The organism is Thalassospira sp. CH_XMU1448-2, from assembly GCF_037027285.1.
GTDB classification, from domain to species: domain Bacteria; phylum Pseudomonadota; class Alphaproteobacteria; order Rhodospirillales; family Thalassospiraceae; genus Thalassospira; species Thalassospira profundimaris_C.
The window spans coordinates 308746-329149 of sequence record NZ_JAYMEA010000003.1 but is presented as its reverse complement, the minus strand read 5'-3'; the positions used below and the strand labels follow the sequence as shown (position 1 = coordinate 329149).

Annotated in this window: 23 protein-coding genes; 16 read left to right on the top strand and 7 right to left on the bottom strand. The window is 53.9% G+C overall.

Annotated elements, in window-relative coordinates; genetic code table 11:
• Positions 1-15: 15 nt before the first annotated feature.
• Positions 16-915, bottom strand: a complete 900-nt coding sequence (locus WA318_RS14035) for a DMT family transporter (RefSeq protein ID WP_336082063.1) — start codon at positions 913-915, stop codon at positions 16-18.
• Positions 916-1187: 272 nt separating this feature from the next.
• On the opposite strand from WA318_RS14035, the gene WA318_RS14030 reads away from it, so the two are divergent.
• Complete coding sequence (locus WA318_RS14030; RefSeq protein WP_336082061.1) at positions 1188-1946, top strand: substrate-binding periplasmic protein; 759 nt, start codon at positions 1188-1190, stop codon at positions 1944-1946.
• Between the two features lie 675 nt (positions 1947-2621).
• Positions 2622-3242, top strand: coding sequence for a substrate-binding periplasmic protein (locus WA318_RS14025; RefSeq protein WP_336082059.1), 621 nt, complete (start codon positions 2622-2624; stop codon positions 3240-3242).
• 13 nt (positions 3243-3255) lie between these two features.
• Here the strand turns inward: WA318_RS14025 and WA318_RS14020 are convergent, their stop codons facing one another.
• On the bottom strand, positions 3256-4017 hold the full coding sequence (locus WA318_RS14020; RefSeq protein ID WP_114098512.1) for a PH domain-containing protein: 762 nt from the start codon (positions 4015-4017) through the stop codon (positions 3256-3258).
• Positions 4018-4213: 196 nt separating this feature from the next.
• Here WA318_RS14020 and WA318_RS14015 point away from each other — a divergent pair, with 196 nt between their 5' ends.
• A complete protein-coding gene (locus tag WA318_RS14015) occupies positions 4214-5113 on the top strand; it encodes a DMT family transporter (RefSeq protein WP_336082055.1) in 900 nt (299 codons plus the stop codon).
• On the opposite strand, the gene WA318_RS14010 is transcribed toward WA318_RS14015, so the two are convergent.
• Both WA318_RS14010 and WA318_RS14005 read right to left on the bottom strand, forming a co-directional pair.
• Entirely contained in the window at positions 5096-5620 is a 525-nt protein-coding gene (locus tag WA318_RS14010; RefSeq protein WP_336082052.1) for a carboxypeptidase-like regulatory domain-containing protein, read from the bottom strand. The two genes, WA318_RS14015 and WA318_RS14010, sit on opposite strands and share 18 nt — an antisense overlap.
• A complete protein-coding gene (locus WA318_RS14005; protein ID WP_336082050.1) occupies positions 5620-6414 on the bottom strand; it encodes a DUF4198 domain-containing protein in 795 nt (264 codons plus the stop codon). The genes WA318_RS14010 and WA318_RS14005 overlap by 1 nt, the downstream gene beginning before the upstream one ends.
• A 98-nt stretch (positions 6415-6512) precedes the next feature.
• Between WA318_RS14005 and nikR the strand changes: the two genes are divergently transcribed.
• The 3 genes from nikR (at position 6513) to WA318_RS13990 (ending at position 8803) form a co-directional block, all read left to right on the top strand.
• Positions 6513-6992 carry a nickel-responsive transcriptional regulator NikR gene (gene nikR, locus WA318_RS14000; protein ID WP_336082048.1) on the top strand — a complete coding sequence of 160 codons (480 nt, stop codon included), beginning with the start codon at positions 6513-6515 and terminating at the stop codon, positions 6990-6992.
• 284 nt (positions 6993-7276) lie between these two features.
• The gene (gene recA / locus WA318_RS13995) at positions 7277-8350 is read left to right on the top strand and encodes a recombinase RecA (RefSeq protein ID WP_114098517.1); all 1074 of its coding nucleotides are present in this window, start codon (positions 7277-7279) and stop codon (positions 8348-8350) included.
• Positions 8351-8455: 105 nt separating this feature from the next.
• The gene (locus tag WA318_RS13990) at positions 8456-8803 is read left to right on the top strand and encodes an NIPSNAP family protein (RefSeq protein ID WP_336082045.1); all 348 of its coding nucleotides are present in this window, start codon (positions 8456-8458) and stop codon (positions 8801-8803) included.
• Here the strand turns inward: WA318_RS13990 and WA318_RS13985 are convergent.
• Entirely contained in the window at positions 8789-9430 is a 642-nt protein-coding gene (locus tag WA318_RS13985) for a helix-turn-helix domain-containing protein (protein WP_336082043.1), read from the bottom strand. The two genes, WA318_RS13990 and WA318_RS13985, sit on opposite strands and share 15 nt — an antisense overlap.
• A 511-nt stretch (positions 9431-9941) precedes the next feature.
• On the opposite strand from WA318_RS13985, the gene WA318_RS13980 reads away from it, so the two are divergent.
• The 6 genes from WA318_RS13980 (at position 9942) to alaS (ending at position 15293) form a co-directional block, all read left to right on the top strand.
• A complete protein-coding gene (locus tag WA318_RS13980) occupies positions 9942-10994 on the top strand; it encodes an alpha/beta hydrolase family protein (RefSeq protein WP_336082041.1) in 1053 nt (350 codons plus the stop codon).
• Positions 10995-11214: 220 nt separating this feature from the next.
• Entirely contained in the window at positions 11215-11355 is a 141-nt protein-coding gene (locus tag WA318_RS13975; RefSeq protein WP_114098520.1) for an entericidin A/B family lipoprotein, read from the top strand.
• Positions 11356-11433: 78 nt separating this feature from the next.
• The gene (locus WA318_RS13970; RefSeq protein ID WP_114098521.1) at positions 11434-11610 is read left to right on the top strand and encodes a DUF1328 domain-containing protein; all 177 of its coding nucleotides are present in this window, start codon (positions 11434-11436) and stop codon (positions 11608-11610) included.
• Between the two features lie 207 nt (positions 11611-11817).
• Complete coding sequence (locus WA318_RS13965; RefSeq protein WP_336082037.1) at positions 11818-11961, top strand: entericidin; 144 nt, start codon at positions 11818-11820, stop codon at positions 11959-11961.
• The gene (locus WA318_RS13960; protein ID WP_336082035.1) at positions 11954-12469 is read left to right on the top strand and encodes a GNAT family N-acetyltransferase; all 516 of its coding nucleotides are present in this window, start codon (positions 11954-11956) and stop codon (positions 12467-12469) included. Before WA318_RS13965 ends, WA318_RS13960 begins: the two co-directional genes overlap by 8 nt.
• Before the next feature lie 169 nt (positions 12470-12638).
• Positions 12639-15293, top strand: a complete 2655-nt coding sequence (alaS, locus tag WA318_RS13955; RefSeq protein ID WP_336082033.1) for an alanine--tRNA ligase — start codon at positions 12639-12641, stop codon at positions 15291-15293.
• 94 nt (positions 15294-15387) lie between these two features.
• Here alaS and WA318_RS13950 read toward each other — a convergent pair whose 3' ends face one another.
• Positions 15388-16284 (bottom strand): DMT family transporter, encoded by an 897-nt coding sequence (locus WA318_RS13950; protein WP_336082030.1) that lies wholly within the window; start codon positions 16282-16284, stop codon positions 15388-15390.
• A gap of 143 nt (positions 16285-16427) precedes the next feature.
• On the opposite strand from WA318_RS13950, the gene WA318_RS13945 reads away from it, so the two are divergent.
• Entirely contained in the window at positions 16428-16868 is a 441-nt protein-coding gene (locus WA318_RS13945) for an Lrp/AsnC family transcriptional regulator (RefSeq protein WP_114098527.1), read from the top strand.
• Here the strand turns inward: WA318_RS13945 and WA318_RS13940 are convergent.
• Positions 16857-17780, bottom strand: coding sequence for a LysR family transcriptional regulator (locus WA318_RS13940; RefSeq protein WP_336082027.1), 924 nt, complete (start codon positions 17778-17780; stop codon positions 16857-16859). The two genes, WA318_RS13945 and WA318_RS13940, sit on opposite strands and share 12 nt — an antisense overlap.
• Before the next feature lie 95 nt (positions 17781-17875).
• On the opposite strand from WA318_RS13940, the gene WA318_RS13935 reads away from it, so the two are divergent.
• From WA318_RS13935 to WA318_RS13925, 3 genes are all read left to right on the top strand, one after another.
• Complete coding sequence (locus WA318_RS13935) at positions 17876-18106, top strand: DUF2798 domain-containing protein (protein ID WP_114098529.1); 231 nt, start codon at positions 17876-17878, stop codon at positions 18104-18106.
• Between the two features lie 228 nt (positions 18107-18334).
• Positions 18335-19045, top strand: coding sequence for a TetR/AcrR family transcriptional regulator (locus tag WA318_RS13930; protein WP_336082024.1), 711 nt, complete (start codon positions 18335-18337; stop codon positions 19043-19045).
• Positions 19046-19111: 66 nt separating this feature from the next.
• Complete coding sequence (locus WA318_RS13925) at positions 19112-20371, top strand: MFS transporter (RefSeq protein ID WP_336082022.1); 1260 nt, start codon at positions 19112-19114, stop codon at positions 20369-20371.
• The last annotated feature ends 33 nt before the right edge of the window (positions 20372-20404 follow it).

The window sequence follows — 20404 nt, the reverse complement described above, 5'->3', positions numbered from 1 at the left end:
TTCGGCGTGATCTTGTCACGGGATATCGGGCATTTGGGCGCGCGGGCGCATCCAGGCGGGCACAAGATTCAAGACCAGTGCGCAGCCAACCATGATCGTGATCCCGCCTGCGAACTGCATGGCGGAAAGCTTTTCATCAAGTACGGTGGCACCAATAAATACCGCGATCACCGTCACCAGAAACTCCACACTGATAGCCCGTGTCGGGCCAATGGATGCGACCAGTCGGAAATAGACGATATAGGTGCAAACACTCATCAGCACGGCCGCGATGATCAGATACATGTAGTCTTCTGCGACCGGTGTGCGTTCAAGCGGTACGGCAAGGATCAGTGGCAAGGTCATCAATCCGCCAGTCAGAAATGCGCCGATGGTGGTTTCCCAATTGCCCGTTTCGCGCAAGTGACGGCTGGCATAGTTGCTGCCAAAGGCGGCGCAGAATGCAGCAAGGACGGATGCCACACATCCCAGTGCAAATTCGGTCGTAACCGGAACAGCTGGAAAACCAACCAGAAGCACTATGCCGCCAATACCCAGAACAAGACCGGCAAAGCTTTGACGGGTGGCGCGTTCAAGGCCCCAAAGCTGGCTGATGATCATGGAAAAAAGTGGAATGGCGGCAACAAAGATCGCCGCCATGGCGGTTCCGATCCGCGGGGCGGCATAAGACAGCCCGATCAATTGTCCGGCAACCGTGGTTGCCCCGACAATGGCAAACGGACGCCAGCCAGCCGCGAAATCCAGCTTCCGACGAAACAGACGGGCCAACAGATAAAGCGATCCGGCAGCGATCAAAGCGCGGAACGTGACAGCGCCCACCCAGCCAAAGGCTTCAACGATTTTGATAACAACAAGGAATGAAAATCCCCACACGATGGCAAGGAACAGGTAACGGGCAATATCCCCGAATTTCATTTGGTCGACGTCCGGCGTTGGGGCACCTTCATCCGTCAGGGATGTGGCGCGACATTTTGAAAGACCGGGGACGTGTCATGGTGGTGGCGCAGGCCCCGAAATTGCGGCAGGTCACCGCGACGCGATGGTGCGTGGGGCAATGGATTTGGTCAAGCGCGAAAAGACATCATGATGTCGTATTTCTAGATATAGCCAAATGACCGCAGCCGTCCTATCCTGACGAACAGCAAATCAGAATCGCTTGATAGAATGTAAAAGGTGTCGCTGAAATCGTGACGATTTGTTTGGGCCGCCATAGCCGGGAAAGCGGACGCCGTGCGACAAACAAGGTGACGCCAAATCACAAACGCGGTTTCGAACGAAACTGTGTTTTTGCAGCATACACTTTGCTCGGGCTGGTTTTGTCACTGGCTTTTATGTCACCGGTTCAGGCTGATCAGGTTTGTCTGCGTATTGCATTGCCGGAAATTCACGTCGATGAGCAGAAACTGGAACTGTATCGTCAGGTGATGGAAGATGCCGGTCTGTGTGTTCGTCCCGTCGCATTGCCACAAATAAGGGCCTTTTCCGAGATCCGTTCCGGGGAAATTGATGGTGTGTTTGCCGCGCGGGATGATCTTCCCGAACAGTTTGACGTGCCGATGGTGCATGGTGAGGTCGTTCTTGGCAGGCTTAAAGGTTTTCTGGTCGTACGCAACGGCCCGATAGCCGACATCCAGGATCTGAACAACGAGGTTCTTGGCGTGCCATTAGGCGCGACCTGGCCAGAGAAGCTTATTGCGAACTATCCGAATGTCGCCAAAGTCCCCAAAGGGGCGGATATGCTAAAGCAGATGCTTCAAGAAGGGCGGATTGATGCCATGTTGCTTGACGCCTATTCGCTGGAAATCTCGGGGGGTGTTCCCGACGGGTTTAAGGCTGTCCCCGTTGACGAGTTCCTTGTTTATAGCTGGCTGAAAGCAGAATTTGCCTATTTGATGCCCCGGTTTGACATGGCAACTGCGAATTATCTTCGGATCGTGAATCCCTAGGCCGCGACGCTACAAAGCCATGTGATGTGCGCGATGTCCCGACTGGATATTTTAAATCCATGGTAGTGATTTAGATTTCTTGCATGTTTGTTTCGTTTTTATCTATAGTTGAATCCGGTTGGCGGTAACATTCCGCCGACAAGACCAAAAAAGAATACGAACAGGTCCGGTACTCAATAAATGAAGACCGGAAAACAGGCGAGAAACAGTACATGGACAAGGTTCGATAAATGAACCTGTCGTGATGCTGGCTTGGGGGTAAGAATGGCGAAACGCACGTCGACCGGGATCGCACGATCCTGCATGGTGGCTATTATTTTTATCGTGGCCTTGTTGCTATCATTTGAATTGCTACCGTCTGCGCAGGCAGATGGGATTGATGCGCCAGCATCCTTCGTGACCGTGTCAGAACATAATTGATTCCGACAGGTGTCCGGCGCAATTACAATGGCTTTGCCTTCCCGGTTGTGCCATACAGACAATCATATGTGTGCAGTCGGCACCAAGGGCATGTGAACACCGACAACCAGAACAACTGAATTCCTTGCCTGATACGGAGCTGATCTGCTAAGTGCCTGATCCAAAGTGATTGAGAAGGTTGAGACCGGAGTTGCGTTGTTGCCGTTATCGTCCGTTGCCCGGGTTTTTCTGGCCTCGTTAGTGTGCTTGACCTTTATGTCGTCAGCACAGGCGCGCAACTGTCTGTCTTTATCTTCACCAAACGACTATCTTGGCTTGAAAATCGGCGAAGAGCTTGAACATCTTTTTGCCCTGCAGAGTCCCTGTTTCATTGTCAGTTACAATCCGTCTGCCAGATCTGCACAAATGCTGCTTGATGGTGAAGTGGATGGTGAATTACTTCGGATAGAAGGGTTCGAGCCATACAAGACAGCAGGCATGGCTATGGTGCCGGTTCCCCTGATCATCGGTGAGGCCATTCTTGTCACCCGTGATTTCAAGGTGTCAGCGATTGAAGATATCTCTCAGGCTACTCTCGGGATACGTCGCGGCACAGAATGGTCAGATAGTTTGTCGCAAGGCCATGAAAACAGGATCACTGTGCCGAGCTACGAATTGATGGTCGAGATGTTCAAAAAGGGTCGTATTGATGCCTTTCTGATCGATGATCTGAACCTTCGCGAATACAGGGATACACTCGCCGGGGTGAACAAGGTCGTCCTGAAACAGAGCGGTGTCTATATCTGGCTTTCCAAAGAACATGAAAATCTGGTGCCGGACGTCGCCCGTATTCTGCGTGAATTTTACGCCCAAGGACATTCATTCGCAGGCCTGTAAGCTTAGATATTCCTTACATTTCCGGTGTGCGTGTGGATTGAGGATCAGCTTCAATCGCCTGATTTGAGCCCAGATGGGTGATGTCGATCGGGGCGTTCTGGTTCTGATTGGCGTAAACACGCCCAAAGAAATCCGACAGCTGCTTGGCGACATCTTCGGGATGGCTGACCTGATGCAGGGTGAAGGTATGCCCGATCCGGTCGGTGATATGCAGATCACCATAATCAAAGATATTGCCGACAACACTTTTGCTGATGCGGGTGGATTTGATCGCCTCGAACCCGCGATCATCCTGATCTTTGCGCAAAACACCGCTGCGCGTGACAATCCGGTTATTGGTAATGACGCGTTCAAAAAAGAACAGATCACGGATCGCGGTCAGGGGCAAAAGCAGGCTGTCTTTTGCGGCCCGTGTTGAAACACCAAGGACGCGGCGCAGGATGCTCCAGACAATCGAAATGGCAGCCAGGATCAAACCGATCAGGGCAAAGGAAAAGACGAATTCATATTCCTCCCAGATCCGGTCAAGGGCGGCAAATGCCTCCGGCCCGGTCAGAAGGCTCCGGAATTCCGGCATCAGGAAATTGTAAATCTCACGCCAGTGATAGGACGCATAGATCAGGGCGGCAATCCAGATGATCTTGATCAAACCGGGGACGAGAACCGACACCGCCGATATCGGCAAATCCATGATCACGACTTCACCGTCATGAAGGTATCGGCGAATTCCCTTGAACGGTTTACCGTTGCTGTCTTTTTGTCGGGCCTTGGTCATGCTTGGATCCTTACATGCGTGATTTCATGAACATACGATGCATGCAGAAATTCGCAAGAAGTTGCGACCGCGATGCCGTTAGCCCCGATAATTCAGATTGCAAACGCCCCCGAATTTGCGCTTATGGATAGCTGGCCACCAACGCCCGAAGCCGGTCAAAAGTCCGGTATGATATAAATGACAGGAAACGCGCCCCATGATCCCCCTGTTTGGTGAGGCAGCCGCCTTTACCGCCGCCCTGTGCTGGGCAACATCAAGCATGATCTTTTCCAATATTGGCGGCAAGGCCGGGGCCCAGACGGTCAATCGCGGGCGGTTGGCCTGTTCGATTTTCTGTCTGACGATTTTGCATTTGCTGCTTGAAGGATCCCCCTGGCCTGCGGCCGTAAGTTGGGAACAGCTTGGCTGGCTCAGCCTGTCTTCCATTGTCGGGCTTGTTATCGGGGACGCCATGCTGTTTCAGGCCTTTGTCCTGATCGGGGCGCGGCTTTCGATGTTGTTGATGTCGACCGTGCCGATCATGGGGGCAGTTCTGGCATGGTTGCTGTTTGACGAAACTCTGCGCCCGATTGAAATTGCGGGCATCGCCTTTGGCGTCAGTGGTGTTCTGATTGTTATTCTTGGTAAAAAGGGGCGACCTGTCGGCCTCGGCAGGCGCAACTATGTTCTGGGGATTTTGTTCGGGCTTGGCGGGGCGATCGGGCAGGTCGCCAATCTGATCACCGCGAAATATGCATTGATTGATGGCTATTCCGCCTTGTCAGCGACCTGGATCAGAACGCTGGTTGCCGTCATTGTCATGTGGGGCATTGCCATCCTTTTGGGTCGGGTGCGACGGACCGTTACTGCCTGTATTGCACCTGATGTTGGCAAGTGGTTGCTGCTTGGGGCGTTAATCGGGCCTGCTATCGGGGTGTGGCTGTCGATGGCGGCGGTTCAGAATGCCAATGTCGGGATTGCCTCGACATTGATGGCTTTGCCGCCAGTCTTGCTGATCGTCTATGAAGGACTGGTCATGCGCAAGCCGGTCGGCTGGCAGGCCGTTGCTGGAACCTGCCTTGCCTTTGCCGGTGTTGCACTATTGTTCATGCATTGACAGTTTTTTCCAGGCATGTTGGCGCCAGATCAGCAAGCCGCCAAACAGGTTGGCCAAAAGGCTTAACCCGAACAGGATATCTGCCCAAAGGGGCAGGTCAAACAGCGCAGAGGTGCCTTGCATTGCATTGGATGATGCATGTTCGGTTTGTTCGGGGTTCGGTGCGCTGTCCGGCTGATGGCTGAGTTGCACGATATGCCCCATGCCGTCAGCGACCTTTAAGTGCCATTTCCCGGCGGGACCGTCCGTTTCTGAGGCGGGGTCTACGGCAAAGGCGAAATGGCCGGTCCGGTCTGTACGCGCCTTTTGCCAGATTTTCCCGTCCGGAGCGGTAATAACAATTTCGGCAAAAGCCATCGGGCTTCCGTCGGTATAGCCAAAGCGATAGCGAACCGTCGTATTGCTATCGACCAGCTGCCATCCAGCCCCATGGGCAAAAGCATCTTCTGGTCCGGCAAAAAGCAGGACCAGAAGAACTGGCAGCCATCGAAGAGGGCGTGCGAACATTATTCCTGACCATCCACATAGAAGCTCAGCGTGGCACGCAGGTTGTGAACCCGAACATCTTCTTGCGGGTCGGAAACGTCGGCTGCCACACGAACAACCCAAAGACCCGGTGACGAAATGCGGACTTTGGCAATTGCACTGCCGCGCTCGTCGGTGAGTGTTTCACTGTAATAGGCCCAGGATGACGGGGTATCGGTGAACCCGGCATAGGTCGCAAGAACAGTTGTCGTTAAAGGGTGGCCATCCAGCAGAATTTGAAACTCGGCATCGGCCCCGATTGCGGTTTTGCGCGGATCGGCAAGCGGCACGATTTCAAGTTTGTCACCAAGTGATGCGGTGATGAGGCCGTTATCTTGTGACCAGCCAACCAGGTGTTTGGCGAATTTTTCATACCGCGTTGATGTGATTGCATCGGCATGCTGATCAAGCCCGCCTTCAAGCCAGCCGTCAGGCGTTTGCGACCACACGACCGGAAGGCGATGGCTATGGAGCCAAGCTGATTGATCAGGATAGGTAAAGGACGCCACAAGATTGGGGGCATCGGGGTTTGTGACCACTTCAAGGTCGGTTTTTCCCGCTGGTGTGATCAGTTGGGCGCGCACATGGCTGGTGGCTTCGGCCTCTTCGGGAATGCCGAACTGATGGGTCGAATCCATCGTCAGGACCGCACTGCTGCCGGGGGCGACATCTGTCTGGCTCGTGCTGGCAATGAATTCATGGGCTGCCGCTGCACTGCCCAAAAGGCATCCGGTCGCACCAATTATCAGGGCGCGTGCGAACTTTGATTGAAACATCTGCTATCCTTTGGGAAATTAGGTCTGTAAAACAGGTGGTATGAATTTTTCAAAATTGTTCATACATGTCAAGACGATGATTCTGAAAGGGAATTGCCATGACCCGCGTGACGGTATCGATTGAAGACGATCTGATGGAGGCCTTTGACGCCTTCCTCGAAGGCCGTGGCTATACCAATCGGTCCGAAGGGTTCCGCGATCTGATCCGGGAAAAGCTTCAGAACACCAAGCTCAACGAGGATGCCGACGGCGTCGGTATCGCCGTTCTGAATTATGTCTATGACCATGAAGAACGCATGCTGGCATCCCGTCTGATGAGTACCCAGCATGAACACCACAACCTGACGGTCTCGACGGTGCATTTCCACATTGATCACGATACCTGTCTTGAAAGCGTGACCCTGCGTGGTGCGTTATCGGAAATTCGGACCTTCGCCGACAAGGTTCTTGCCCAGCCCGGTGTCCGTCACGGACAGCTTTATACGGTTCCGGGCGAACTGCATGTTGAAACCCATCATCATGGCAATGATCATCATGGTCATGCGCATAAGCACGAACACCTGAAAATCACCAACTAAAGCCAGGTTTATTATCCGGAAATGCTGCACCCCGACCGAATTCTGGTCGGGGTTTTTGATTCTGGCGATAAATTCTGGCATCGAAGAGAAAAAGAACAAACTTGCAACATCCGATTTTTTATGAGAGTGTTCGCATTATGTTCTCAAACGTTCTGCTGACGTGAACAGGGAAAACAGTCTGTCTGGGCAGCAGGTTCTTCAAGCGGTGGCGTTCCGCATTATAGGTCCGGGGAACCGCCTGCGTTGCATCCTACCCGGCCCTGTGGAATAAGAGAGTTCGAGCAATGATTCAGACCGCGCTGCATTTGGTGGATAAGGATACTATGGATAAGCAGAAGGCACTCGAAGCCGCCCTTGGGCAGATCGAACGGGCATTTGGCAAAGGTTCGATCATGAAGCTGGGTCAGCGGGATAGCGCCGTTGACATTTCAGCCATTTCGACCGGTTCACTCGGTCTTGATATCGGTCTTGGGATCGGCGGTTTGCCGCGTGGCCGTATCGTTGAAATTTATGGTCCGGAAAGTTCGGGTAAAACCACGCTGGCCCTGCACACCATTGCCGAGGCGCAAAAACTTGGCGGGACCTGTGCCTTTGTCGATGCGGAACACGCGCTTGACCCGGGCTATGCCCGCAAGCTGGGTGTGAATACCGACGAACTTCTGATCTCGCAGCCTGATGCCGGTGAACAGGCTCTTGAGATTGCCGACACGCTGGTCCGTTCCGGGGCGATTGATGTTCTGGTCGTTGACTCGGTTGCTGCCCTCGTACCGCGTGCCGAGCTTGAAGGCGAGATGGGCGACACCCATGTTGGTCTGCAGGCCCGCCTGATGAGCCAGGCCTTGCGTAAACTGACCAGCTCGGTTTCGCGGTCGAACTGTATGGTGATCTTCATCAACCAGATCCGTATGAAGATCGGTGTGATGTTTGGCAGCCCGGAAACCACCACCGGTGGTAACGCGCTTAAATTCTATGCCTCGGTTCGTCTTGATATCCGCCGTATCGGCCAGATCAAGGATCGTGACGAGGTCGTTGGTAACCAGACCCGCGTCAAGGTCGTCAAAAACAAGATGGCACCGCCCTTCAAGCAGGTCGAATTTGACATCATGTATGGCGAAGGCGTCTCCAAGATGGGCGAAATCCTTGATCTTGGTGTTAAAGCCGGGATTGTCGAGAAGTCGGGTTCATGGTTCTCCTATAACTCGACCCGGATCGGTCAGGGCCGCGAGAATGCCAAGACCTTCCTGCGCGAGAATCCGGAAATGACCCAGGAAATCGAAAAGAGCATTCGCGAGAGTGCCGGTCTGATTGCCGAAAGCATGACCAATATGAGCGAAGATGAACCGGTCAATGACGATTGATCGAGCTGGTTTTTCAGCTTAGTTTTCCAAAGGACGGGCCGTGATTGCGGTCCGTCCTTTTGCTTTTGGACGTTAACATAGCTGCCACCGGTCAGGAGCCCCGCCATGATCACCTGCTATCTGAAATATATCATCGACAGCCATAAAATCCCCGAGTTCGAGGAATATGCCAAACGCTGGATTCCCATCGTCAACCGCATGGGCGGCACGCATCATGGCTATTTCCTGCCCCACGAAGGGGCCAGTAATGTCGCCTATGCGTTGTTCAGCTTTCCGAGCCTTGCCGAATATGAAGATTATCGAACTCGCATGGCTGATGACGGGGAATGTCAGGAAGTCCTGAATATGGAAGTTCGGAACCGCTCGATCATTTCCTATGAGCGCAGCTTCATGCGCCCGGTAATGGCTGACGACGGTAAAAAGGGATACCCTACAGGGTCAGTCAGCTTGTGACTGTTGTTGCCACTGGCTGGGCGTCTTGCCAGTAATGCGCAGAAATTCCCGATTGAAGTTTGACTTGGTGTTAAAGCCACTCGAAAGCATGGCCGTTGTCACATTCTGACCGCGGCCAAGTTCGTTGCAGGCATGTTCGATCCGGAATTTGTTGATATAGCGCGATACGTTTTCACCGGTCGTGGCGTTGATCGCGGCCGAAATCTGCTTTAGCGGTATACCCATACGCCGCGAAATGCGCGCAAGTGTCAAATCCGGGTCGAGATAAAGCCGCTGCCCCACCAATAAATCCTCAAGCTGGATCATTGTGGATTTGTGTTCTGTGATGTCGACGTTTCGGGGAATGTGGCTGGATGCCGGATTTTCCGGCGGATCGTTTGTATCGATATCAATTGCAATATCCGGGGAAAGACACAGAAAGCCGATGGTGAGCAGAGCCATCGAAGATGTGACACTTAAAATGACACCGACAATCTGATCATTTCCGCCTGTCTTTGCGGCAATGATCATAACGTCACTTATGGCAGAAGCGATTAATGCCAACGCGATGAAACGCCAAACCAGTGATGGTATGTGGCCCGAGGCCAGTCGCATATGTGCAAAATCGCCAGCTTGGCGATGAAGCATGACCAAGATCGCGCATCCATACCCTACAAAAAGACTGCAAAGTACCACATCAATGATTGCAGGCAAAAAAAGCACGCACAGTAAAACAACGGCCGGTACCAGAAAATGCAACCAGTCCCGGCTATGCAGTCGGATACGGATACTGGCTTCGACAAATGCAATCCATGCCAGGGCGGGAATTACCGACGCAGTAACGGGTTGAAGCCACCTTAGACTGGTGAAGCCATAATATTGCACAGTCCCAACCAAAACACTTTGCCCTGCAGACGCAAGCAGGAGCGCCATAAGCATCTTGGGGGTTTTTCCCCCCACGGCCGCGCGGACAAAAAGAAAAACCAGAACCAGGGCAACAATGATTGGGACAGGAAGGACAAGCATCGGACAGTCAGTTCCCGACAAAAGGTATCAAAACCGGTTTTGATACGTTCACAAACCCGTTCGAGGACGCAGGAAATTCTAGTTTGCGCCAGAAGGTTCCCACAAGCTTAAACTGCGAACAAGGAACCTGATCATGAAACTTAATTATGTCGTCGTCCTGCTTTCCCATCTTCTGGTGGCGGGTTTGTCCCCATCGTTTGTTCACGCAAAACAGCAATCAGATTACCCCGGATATGATCGGTTCGATGTGCGGGCAGCCCATCGTTCCATGCCATTGGCAGCCTCAGTCTGGTACCCCGCTGATACCTTCATTTATCGTGCTCCTGTTGGCGGGAACGTCATCTGGAAAGGTACGGATGCTTATATTGGTGCTGCAATTGCGCCGGGACGCCATCCCCTGATCCTTCTGTCCCACGGTTCAGGAGGAAATATGGACGGGCTTGGCTGGCTGTCTTCACAATTGGCTTTGCGCGGGGCGATCGTTGTTGCGCTAAACCATCCAGGTACAACATCGGGGGACTCTTCGCCCCGACGGACGCCATTTATAGGTGAACGTGCTGAAGATATCAGTGCCACTCTTGATCAGATACTCTCCAATCCGGCTTTTGCCCCGTACATTGATCCTCGGAATATCGCGGGAATCGGGTTTTCTTTAGGGGGGACGACGGTGCTGAGTCTTTCCGGGGTGCAGTTCGATCAGGCGCTTTATGCTCAATATTGTAAAAGACTTGGTGATGCGGCGCAGGATTGTGACTTTTTGCGCAAAGGCGGTGTCGATGTCGATCATTTGCCAAATGACTTCGCCGCTTCGAAGCCGGACGACCGGATCAAACGCATCGTCGCAATCGAACCGGGCATGGGGTTTGCAGCCACGCAGGCCAGCCTGTCGAATGTAAGCAATGCCATATTGTTTGTTGGCCTTGGTGATGAAGACAGGTGGGTGGCTACCGACTTTGGCCCTTCGGGCAGCAATCTGGTTGCACGGATCAAAAACGCATCCTCGGCAATCTTTGCACCGGCAAATCACCTGACGTTTCTTGCGGAATGTGTGCCGGGGGCGGTTGAACTTCTGAAAGAAGAAGGAAGCGATCCAATTTGCTCTGATCCTCCGGGCACAGACCGTGGCCAGATTCATCAAAGGATTGTTACAACGATTGCTGAATTCCTGAACCTGCCGGGGTCCTGAATTCGGGAAAGCTTCAAGGAAAAAGGAGGACCAATATGTCCTCTTTTTTTCCCTGCCTCAAAATGATCACGATTGGTCAAGGGGCCCGGAAATAAAAGGGTTGAGGCTGCCTTAATTGTTTCAAATCAGGCAATTGGCGTGAGTTGCGGGAACATCACCCGTTTCTTCCCGTTTTGAGTGTTGTGAAACATTTCACTTACGAGCAAACAGGAGAACAAACATGTCGGACCTGATGAAAAAGATTTTTGCCGTTCTGATGATTGCGGGTATGGGCGTTGGCCTGGCCGCTTGTGAAACCGCCGAAGGTTTTGGCGAAGACGTCGAAGATGCCGGTGAAGCCATTCAGGATAGCGCACAGTAAATGTGACCGTCTGAAAGTGTGACGGTCTGATCCGTTGCCAGATGTGCAACATCCCCCGCTCATCACAGGAGACAGGCCATGTTAGGTTGGGCCATATTCTGTCTGATCCTTGCCCTTATTGCCGCCGTTCTGGGATTTGGTGGTCTGGCCGGGACATTCGTCGGGATTGCCAAAGTCCTGTTCTTTGTCTTTATCGTGCTTTTTGCCATTTCACTTCTGGTGAATGCGCTGCGCGGTCGTCGTCCGCCGATGTAGGCCGATGATGCAATTCCAGGATTGGCCGTCCGGAACCCGGATCGGCACAAGGTCAGAAGGGCGCCATAATGGCGTCCTTTTGGTCTGTAAGGGTGATCGGGGCAAAGGGCTGCGTTATCAGTTGCAAGCTGTGCGCGGTCACGCCAGAATGGCCCCATAATCAATAAGCGGCATCTGATCCGCCCAGCTACGGAGCAACCTGGTACGATGGTAATGATAACGAAGCGTTTGTTGGCACTTGCACTGGTTCTTGGCTTTGGCATGGCTCTTTCAGCCTGCGAAACCGCTCAGGGATTCGGCCGCGACGTGGAAAAGCTTGGTCAGCAAATTCAGGAAGGCATCAATGACTAACTCCTTTGTGGAGTTCTCAAGCGAACGGTTGTTCTATACGTCGTTGCAGGTCGCCGATATTGGCGACCTTTTTGCGTTCCTGGGAGATCCCGTCGCAATGCGCTTTACCCATTGCGACAAAACAATTGATGACTGCGAAAGGCGATTGAGTGCCTTTGAGGCGCGCCGCAAATCTGACGGTTTCGCCCCCTGGGTCATCCGGTTGCGTCAGGATCAAAGAATAATCGGCTGGGGTGGATTGTATATCGATCCGTTCGATCCGGACTGGGGGCAGGAACTGGGATATTTCTTTAATCCCGATTTCTGGGGGCAGGGCTATGCCACAGAGCTGGCAAAGACCGCAATTGATCATGCCCGCCACCAAACAGCCATTCCCGTGTTGACGGCTTTTGCCCATCACGAAAACAGATCATCTGCCAAGTTATTGCGTCGACTGGGTTTTGAGAAGCTTGGCTTTGTGAGGCAAATGAACAGGGATCGGTTTTCAATGGTCTTGAAGCCTGTATAGCATCCAGCGGTTTCGAGCATGAGCCAAGCCGTAATCTCATAAATCTTGATACAATTGGCGCTGAACGCTTTCGCCTGACTGGACAGGGCAGGGCCGACCCGCTAAATAGGGCAGTCCGTCCGCCAACACGGCGGATGAATTTGTTCCGCGTTTTCCGGGTTGGAGAGATATGCAGACCGTTAACGATATCCGCACCACGTTTCTGGAGTTCTTCCGCAAGAACGGCCACGAAGTCGTTTCTTCCAGCCCGCTGGTGCCGCGCAATGACCCCACCCTGATGTTTACCAATGCCGGGATGGTCCAGTTCAAGAACGTTTTCACCGGTCAGGAACAGCGCGATTATACCCGCGCGACCACCTCGCAGAAATGCGTGCGTGCCGGTGGCAAGCATAACGACCTTGAAAATGTCGGTCATACGGCCCGCCATCACACTTTCTTTGAAATGCTCGGCAACTTTTCGTTTGGCGATTATTTCAAGGAAAACGCGATTGAATTCGCATGGAACCTGATCACCAAGGAATATGGTCTTCCCAAGGACAAGCTTCTGGTCACGGTCTATCACACCGATGACGAGGCCCATGGTTTGTGGAAAAAGATTGCCGGTCTTTCCGATGACCGCATCATTCGTATTCCGACCTCGGATAACTTCTGGTCGATGGGCGATACCGGCCCGTGTGGTCCGTGCTCGGAAATCTTCTTTGACCATGGCGATCACATCTGGGGTGGCCCTCCGGGCAGTGCCGACGAAGACGGTGACCGTTTCATTGAAATCTGGAACCTCGTCTTCATGCAGTATGAACAGATGGCAAATGGTGATCGCGTTGATCTGCCCAAGCCGTCGATTGATACCGGCATGGGTCTGGAACGTATTGCTGCCGTCCTTCAGGGCAAGCATGACAACTATGACATCGATCTGATGCGCGCACTGGTCGAAGCATCGGCCGACGCCACCAATACCGATCCGGATGGTCCGCATAATGTGTCGCACCGCGTGGTTGCCGACCATCTGCGTTCGACCAGCTTCCTGATTGCGGATGGCGTTCTGCCGTCCAATGCCGGTCGCGGTAACGTTCTGCGTCGTATCATGCGTCGCGCCATGCGCCACCTGCATATGGTCGGCACCCAGGATCCGGTCATGTATAAGCTGGTCCCGGCACTGGTCCGCAAAATGGGCGGTGCTTTCCCGGAACTGGTGCGTGCACAGGCACTGATCGAAGAAACGCTCAAGCTTGAAGAGCAGGGCTTTAAAACCATGCTGGACCGCGGTCTCAAGATGCTTGATGACGCGACCGATGGCATGGGCGAGGGCGCGACCCTTTCGGGTGATGTTGCTTTCAAGCTTTATGACACCTATGGCTTCCCGCTTGATCTGACCGCTGATGCGCTTAAGGCGCGTAAAATCGGCATCGATGAAGACGGTTTCTCGTCGGCCATGGAAGAACAGAAAGCCAAGGCCCGCGCTGCATGGTCGGGTTCGGGCGAAGCGGCCACCGAAGAAGTCTGGTTTGACATCAATGACCGTGATGGCGCGACCGAATTCCTTGGTTATGAAACCGAAACCGCCGAAGGCGTTGTGACCGCGCTGATCAAGGATGGTGCCGAAGTCAAATCCGCATCGAAGGGCGACGAGGTCGCTGTTCTTGCCAACCAGACCACCTTCTTTGGTGAGTCCGGTGGTCAGCAGGGCGATGCCGGTGTGATCAAAACCGAAAAGGGTGCGGTCATTGAAATCACCGACACCCAGAAAAAGCTTGGTGCCCTTCATGTGCATCTGGGCAAGGTTGTCGAAGGCAATGTTGCTGTTGGTGATGCTGCGGAGTTCCGCGTTGATCATACCCGCCGCTCAAGCTTGCGTGCCAACCACTCGGCAACGCATCTTCTGCATGCGGTCATGCGCAAGCATCTTGGTGGTCACGTGACCCAGAAGGGCTCGCTCGTCGCACAGGACCGCCTGCGCTTTGACGTATCCCATCCCAAGGCTGTCACCGCCGAGGAAGCCGCACTGATCGAAGCAGACGTTAACCGCCTGATCCGTGAAAACAGCGAAGTCACCACCCGTCTGATGACCCCGGACGAGGCGATTGAACTGGGTGCGATGGCGCTGTTTGGTGAAAAATACGGCGATGAAGTCCGTGTTGTTTCCATGGGCCTGCCCGAAAGCAACGAACACGCTTATTCGCTCGAACTTTGCGGCGGTACGCATGTCAAGCGCACCGGCGATATCGGTATGTTCAAAATCGTGTCCGAAGGTGCGGTTTCAAGCGGCGTGCGCCGTATTGAAGCCTTGACCGGTGCCGATGCTGCCAAATACATGGCCGCACGCGAAAACGTGCTGGCAACTGTGGCAGCTGATCTTAAGGCCGTAGCCGAAGACGTCCCGGCGCGCGTGAAGGCGCTTCAGGAAGAACGTCGTCGTCTTGAACGCGAAGTATCCGATCTGCGCAAGAAACTTGCGACTGCCGGTTCCGGTGGTGCATCGGGTGGCGATGCCTTCAAGGAAGTCAATGGCGTCAAACTTGCCCTGCGTTCGCTGGACGGTATTCCTGCCAAGGAACTCAAAGGCATGGTTGACGAACTGCGCGATCAGATGGGTTCGGGCATCGTGGCCCTTGTTTCGGGTGATGGTGGCAAGGCGTCCATCGTGGTTGGCCTGACCGAAGATCTGACCGCAAAATTCAGCGCGGTTGATCTTGTCCGTATCGGTGTCGAGAAACTCGGCGGCAAAGGCGGCGGTGGCCGTCCGGACATGGCACAGGGTGGCGGTTCCGACCCGTCGCAGGCTGATGCCGCACTGGCTGCCATCGAGGCGCACGTGGCTGGCTAATGCCGTCACAGACAAAAGTATGAATAATGAAAGGGCCCCCGTTCGGGGCCCTTTTGTTTTGTATGATGAATGTGCCGATGTCAGGTTTGCCAGTTCAGGGCACCGCTTTGCGCGGAGTGCGCGGGCGGATGATCTGCCAGCCAAGATTCATGCCCGCCGCTGCAATCAGAATGGCAATTGCGCCGATGATCTGGCCCATATCCGGGCGATAGCCAAAGGCAATCAGATCGACAATGATCGCGACCACCGGATAGATGAAGCTGAGTGATCCTTGCAAATGGGTTGGCAGTTTCTGAACCGCCCCATACATCAGCACATACATGATCCCGGTATGAACCACCCCGACCGTGATCAGTGATCCCCAGCTAAGCGCGCTGTCTGGCAGATTTTCAAGATCGGCAAACGGGACAAGCATCAGGATGCCGACACAGACCTGAATAAGGGCGATCAGATGCGGCGGCGTGCCTTTGAGTTTTTTGGTGATGATGGCTGCCGTTGCCCAGAAAAGTGCCGCACCAAGCGCCATCAGAATGCCCCCGGCATAGTCCGATCCGCCAAGGCCGCCCTGGGGTTTTCCGGCAATGATCAAAAGCAGTCCGGCAAAGGCGATGCCGAGCCAGATGAATTTGTTGGCAGTCAGTTTCTCGCCAAAGAAGGCTGCACCAAACAGCACCAGCATGAAGGGCTGGGTGTTGTAAACCGCGGTCGATACCGAGATCGAGGCCATCGAATAGGACTGAAACAGCATGTACCAGTTCGTCACAATGGCAACACCGCCAAGTGCTGCCCAGCCCAGCATGCGCAGGTTCAAAAGCCCGCGCAAAAGACCCATCACGGTGCAAATCACCAGAAGGGATGCCGCGCCAAACACGCAGCGCCAGAAAACCACATCCATTGCCGGGCGGTCAGACATCACCACAAACCAGCCAATGGTCCCCAGAATTGTCATGGCAGCCGTCATTTCGATGGTGCCGCGTACTTGTTCTTTCATCGGAAAGCTCCGTTCAGGAGTTCATTTGATGGCATTACTTTCCGCTTTTTGCGACCGGTTTTATATGGCTTGTGAAAGGTAAAATTGCCATGTAGCCTTTTTAATGAAAGCACGGTTACGATTTTTACGGGATTTATAAAGTCATGGATGAAATCGATCAGAAGATTCTTAAAATCCTGATGCGCGATGCCCGAATCTCGCAAAAGGAACTGGCGGCCAAGGTCGGCCTGTCTGCACCCGGTGTGGCCGAGCGGGTCCGTCGGCTCGAAGAACGCGGGGTCATTCGTGGATTTACCATCGATGTCGATCCCGAGGCACTGGGCTATCCGCTTCAGGCCATTGTGCGCATCCGGCCACTTCCGGGGAAGTTACATATCGTACAGCAGCTGATTTCCGAAATTCCCGAGTTTGGCGAATGCGACAAGGTAACGGGCGATGATTGCTTTGTCGCACGGCTTTATATCCGGTCGATGAAGGAGCTGGACGGTTTGCTTGATCAGATTGTCGACAAGGCCGAAACCAATACCGCCATTGTCAAATCCAAGCCGGTAGAACGGCGCATGCCGCCCCTGTCACCCAGATAGCAACGCATCCTTGTCAGGCGGATTGCGCAGTGCAAAGGCCGCCAGTTCGTCGATAAACACCCGTTGGCGCATCGGCATGAAATCGGTTTCATGCCAGACCGCATAGAAATCGCGCATTTCCGTATCCCAGTCGGAAAGGATCGGGACCAGAGTGCCTGCGGCAAGATCATCGGCAATGATGTTATGGGCAAACAGTCCAAGCCCGTGGCCTTTGCGGACCATTTTGATGGCCATTTCCATTTCATCGACATTGAACCGGCCTGTCGCGGGAACGCTTTCTTCGTTCCCGGTCTTGCGATCATAAAATCGCCAGGTCAGAAGCGGGCGGGAGATGATCATGTCGTGATTGGCAAGATCGGCCGGTGATGTCGGGTATCCCTTGCGTGCCAGATAGGACGGTCCGGCGCAGGGGACAAGCCAAGTGCCTGCCAGCCTGCGCATCATCAGGGACGGGCGGGTTTGTTTGCCGACCCGGATGGCGATATCAAACGGAAAGTCTTCTTCGGGCAGAATGGCGTTGGACAGGGTCAGATGCAGCTCAATCCGCGGATAGCGCGTCATAAAATCCGAAAAGAAATCGGGCAGCCAATAGTTGGCAAGATTGACCGGAAGCGCCAGACGCAGAAGTCCGGCGCATTGGCTTTGGCGCTGATCGATCTCGTCCAGCTGCAGGGCAAGTTCGGACATGATCGGCTTGATGCGGTTATAATATTCCCGTCCTGCCTCGGTCAGGGAAAAGATTCCGCCACCCCGATCAAGCAATTTGCAGCCAAGGGCAGCTTCAAGCTTTTGCAAGCGCCGACTAAGGGTCGCAACCGGAATGCGCATCTGGGTTGATCCGCGGCGCAAGCTGCCCGCATCTACCAGATTTGCGAAAATCGCGAGATCATCAAGATTTTGCAGGTGTTCCATTTATGGGAATTTATCTTCCAGTATTATCGTCTTTTCTCAAAAACAAGAATAGGGGATGTTTGACCCAGACGACAGCCCCAATATGAGGATCCGATATGTTCCCCCCGCAGATGCAGCGCTTTGTGTTTTCCTTCTTCATGTCGCTTTGGCTGTGTTTCCTGATGACCGGCATTGTCACCCTGATCAATACCGGCATTGATGCCGGATACCCGTCCCGTTGGGCGCGTGCCTTTATCGTTGCATGGCCGATCGGTTTTACGCTGGTGATGATCAGCGCGGGCACCGTCAACAGGATTACATCGCGCCTTGTTCGGCAGATTGCCTGAAACACAACAGACCCCCGACGCGCCACCAAAGACGCGCTTGAAAGCCCGGCAGTTCTGATTGCCGGGCTTTTTCTATGTTTTCCTGTTCTTCGTAATTTCAGTGTTCTGTCGACCTGTCATGCGGGCGTGAAACCCACCCATGCAAAAACGGTGATTGTTTAAATCAAGAAATTGAACCAAATTCGATTTTACGTCAAAAATGATCCATTGGCAGAGGGCTGCATTGGCATGGTTGCGCAAAACCGCATGGAAAAACGCAGGCAACGCGAAAAAATGATCCTTGATGCTGCGGGGGAGCTGATTGCAGAAGTCGGCTTTTTCGAGCTCAAGATGTCCGATCTTGCGCGGGCCTGTGATATCTCGGTCGGCACCCTTTATGGCCATTTTGCCAGCAAGGAGGATTTGCTGATCGGGCTTGCCGTCATGGCCGGTGCCAAACGGGCCGACAAGTTCGATATCGCACGCAATCACGATGGCAGCGCGATCGAGAAATATATCATCGCCAATTTGCTTGATCTGAGCTTTTCCATCGATCATCCACAATTGTTCGAGGCCGAATATCTTGCCCTTGCGCCGTCGGTCTGGAAGCGTGCCACACCGGCCCGACATCAGGCGCAGCTTGATCAGATCAATGCCATTACCACCATGTTTCAGACCTTCCTGACAGAGGGTGAGGACGAGCTTGGCATTGCATCGGACATGACCAGTCGTAGCCGCAACCTTAACCTTGGAAGTTGGGGGCTTGGTTACGGGATCAATGTGCTGGTTCTGTCTGAAATTACCGACCGGCATTACGGTCAGGAGCTGCGCAAGAACGCGCTGGGTATCCTGTGTGACGGCCTTGCAGATCTGATGATCGGGGCAGGCTGGCAGGTGGATGATGCCCGCGAAAAGGTCCGCGCCCTTGCTGTCACCTATGCCAGTGCCAGCGCCCTTTGATGATGACTTGAATACCCCCTTTTACCCCTTTTACGATGCCACCAATAGCGCCCCACGGAGTTCCCCATGTCGCAGGAAAACAAGGCAATGTCGGCAGTCTTTCTGACTGTGCTGTTTGGCTTTGCCGGTTTCAGTTTGCCCTATCCGGTGTTCGGTCCGATGTTCCTGAAACCCGAACTTGGTTTTCTTGATCCCTCGGTACCTGAACAATATCGCACCATCCTGCTGGGTGTTGCGATGGCGCTTTATCCCATCGGGCAATTTATTGGCGCTCCCTGGCTTGGTCGACTTTCAGACAGGGTCGGGCGCAAGCCGGTTTTGGTGGCATCCCTTCTGGGCGCGGCGAGTGGCTATGTCGTGGTTGCGGTCGGCGTGGCGAATGCCAATTTGCCGATGGTTCTGATCGGCCGTTTTGTGTCGGGTCTGTGCGAGGGCAATATGGCAATCGCACAGTCGATTGCATCGGATATCAGCAAACCTGAAAACAAGGTGCGCAATTTCGGCCTGATCACGGTTGCGATCAATGTCGGTTGGATCATCGGCCCCCTGATGGGGGGCTTTTTCTCGGACCCGTCCATTCATCCGTCCTTTAACGTGTCCTGGCCGTTCTTCTTTGCCGCAGGCATGTACGGGTTTAACCTTCTGGTTGTCGCGGTTGTTCTGCATATTCCCGAATATGCGCGCCGTCGCGGGCGGACCAAGGATGATCAGATCGTTGCCGGGCGTTCGGTATGGGCGACGCTGCGTGATCCGGTATTGCTGCCGGGCTATGCGGTGTCCTTTGCCAGCTATTTTGCGATCTATCTGTTCTTCTGCTTCTTTGGCGTCTATCTGGTCCAGACCCATGACGTCACCAGCAGCTTCCTTGGCATGTGTTCGGCGATCATTTCGATCCCGCTTATTCTGGCCGGATTGACGGTGGAACGCGCGCAACGTCCGCTCGGGCTTCGCGGGGTTGCGACCCTTGGGCATCTGTTGCTGGCCATTGGCCTGATTACTTTTGTTTTGCCGGATGGTCTGGTCTGGGTGTTTGTGCCGATGTGCATTGCCGCCTTCGGGATCGCATGGTGCGAAGTCACCACCAGCCTGTTCATTTCAAACGGGGCCGGGGCCCATGAACAGGGGCAGGCATTGGGTATTTACAGATCCGTCCATGTTCTGGCCGAGGCTGCAGCCGTTCTGACCGGCGGTGTATTGGCGGGGCTCAATAACACGTCGCCCTTCATGGTCGGCGGGGTGGCGGCCATGATTTGTGTGATCGGTATTCTGAGCTGGGTAAAGTCGCGCGCACTGACACCCGCACCGGCGGAAGTCGCCGCCGAATAATCCGGGTCTGATGATCATGGAAAATCATGAAAC

Excerpts from the sequence above, each read along its gene's own strand:
- WA318_RS14035 (WP_336082063.1), bottom strand. The coding sequence starts at position 915 with ATGAAATTCGGGGATATTGCCCGTTACCTGTTCCTTGCCATCGTGTGG.
- WA318_RS14025 (WP_336082059.1), top strand. The coding sequence starts at position 2,622 with ATGTCGTCAGCACAGGCGCGCAACTGTCTGTCTTTATCTTCACCAAAC.
- WA318_RS14020 (WP_114098512.1), bottom strand. The coding sequence starts at position 4,017 with ATGACCAAGGCCCGACAAAAAGACAGCAACGGTAAACCGTTCAAGGGA.
- WA318_RS14015 (WP_336082055.1), top strand. The coding sequence starts at position 4,214 with ATGATCCCCCTGTTTGGTGAGGCAGCCGCCTTTACCGCCGCCCTGTGC.
- WA318_RS14010 (WP_336082052.1), bottom strand. The coding sequence starts at position 5,620 with ATGTTCGCACGCCCTCTTCGATGGCTGCCAGTTCTTCTGGTCCTGCTT.
- WA318_RS14005 (WP_336082050.1), bottom strand. The coding sequence starts at position 6,414 with ATGTTTCAATCAAAGTTCGCACGCGCCCTGATAATTGGTGCGACCGGA.
- nikR (WP_336082048.1), top strand. The coding sequence starts at position 6,513 with ATGACCCGCGTGACGGTATCGATTGAAGACGATCTGATGGAGGCCTTT.
- recA (WP_114098517.1), top strand. The coding sequence starts at position 7,277 with ATGATTCAGACCGCGCTGCATTTGGTGGATAAGGATACTATGGATAAG.
- WA318_RS13990 (WP_336082045.1), top strand. The coding sequence starts at position 8,456 with ATGATCACCTGCTATCTGAAATATATCATCGACAGCCATAAAATCCCC.
- WA318_RS13985 (WP_336082043.1), bottom strand. The coding sequence starts at position 9,430 with ATGCTTCATCGCCAAGCTGGCGATTTTGCACATATGCGACTGGCCTCG.
- WA318_RS13980 (WP_336082041.1), top strand. The coding sequence starts at position 9,942 with ATGAAACTTAATTATGTCGTCGTCCTGCTTTCCCATCTTCTGGTGGCG.
- WA318_RS13975 (WP_114098520.1), top strand. The coding sequence starts at position 11,215 with ATGTCGGACCTGATGAAAAAGATTTTTGCCGTTCTGATGATTGCGGGT.
- WA318_RS13970 (WP_114098521.1), top strand. The coding sequence starts at position 11,434 with ATGTTAGGTTGGGCCATATTCTGTCTGATCCTTGCCCTTATTGCCGCC.
- WA318_RS13965 (WP_336082037.1), top strand. The coding sequence starts at position 11,818 with ATGGTAATGATAACGAAGCGTTTGTTGGCACTTGCACTGGTTCTTGGC.
- WA318_RS13960 (WP_336082035.1), top strand. The coding sequence starts at position 11,954 with ATGACTAACTCCTTTGTGGAGTTCTCAAGCGAACGGTTGTTCTATACG.
- alaS (WP_336082033.1), top strand. The coding sequence starts at position 12,639 with ATGCAGACCGTTAACGATATCCGCACCACGTTTCTGGAGTTCTTCCGC.
- WA318_RS13950 (WP_336082030.1), bottom strand. The coding sequence starts at position 16,284 with ATGAAAGAACAAGTACGCGGCACCATCGAAATGACGGCTGCCATGACA.
- WA318_RS13945 (WP_114098527.1), top strand. The coding sequence starts at position 16,428 with ATGGATGAAATCGATCAGAAGATTCTTAAAATCCTGATGCGCGATGCC.
- WA318_RS13940 (WP_336082027.1), bottom strand. The coding sequence starts at position 17,780 with ATGGAACACCTGCAAAATCTTGATGATCTCGCGATTTTCGCAAATCTG.
- WA318_RS13935 (WP_114098529.1), top strand. The coding sequence starts at position 17,876 with ATGTTCCCCCCGCAGATGCAGCGCTTTGTGTTTTCCTTCTTCATGTCG.
- WA318_RS13930 (WP_336082024.1), top strand. The coding sequence starts at position 18,335 with ATGGTTGCGCAAAACCGCATGGAAAAACGCAGGCAACGCGAAAAAATG.
- WA318_RS13925 (WP_336082022.1), top strand. The coding sequence starts at position 19,112 with ATGTCGCAGGAAAACAAGGCAATGTCGGCAGTCTTTCTGACTGTGCTG.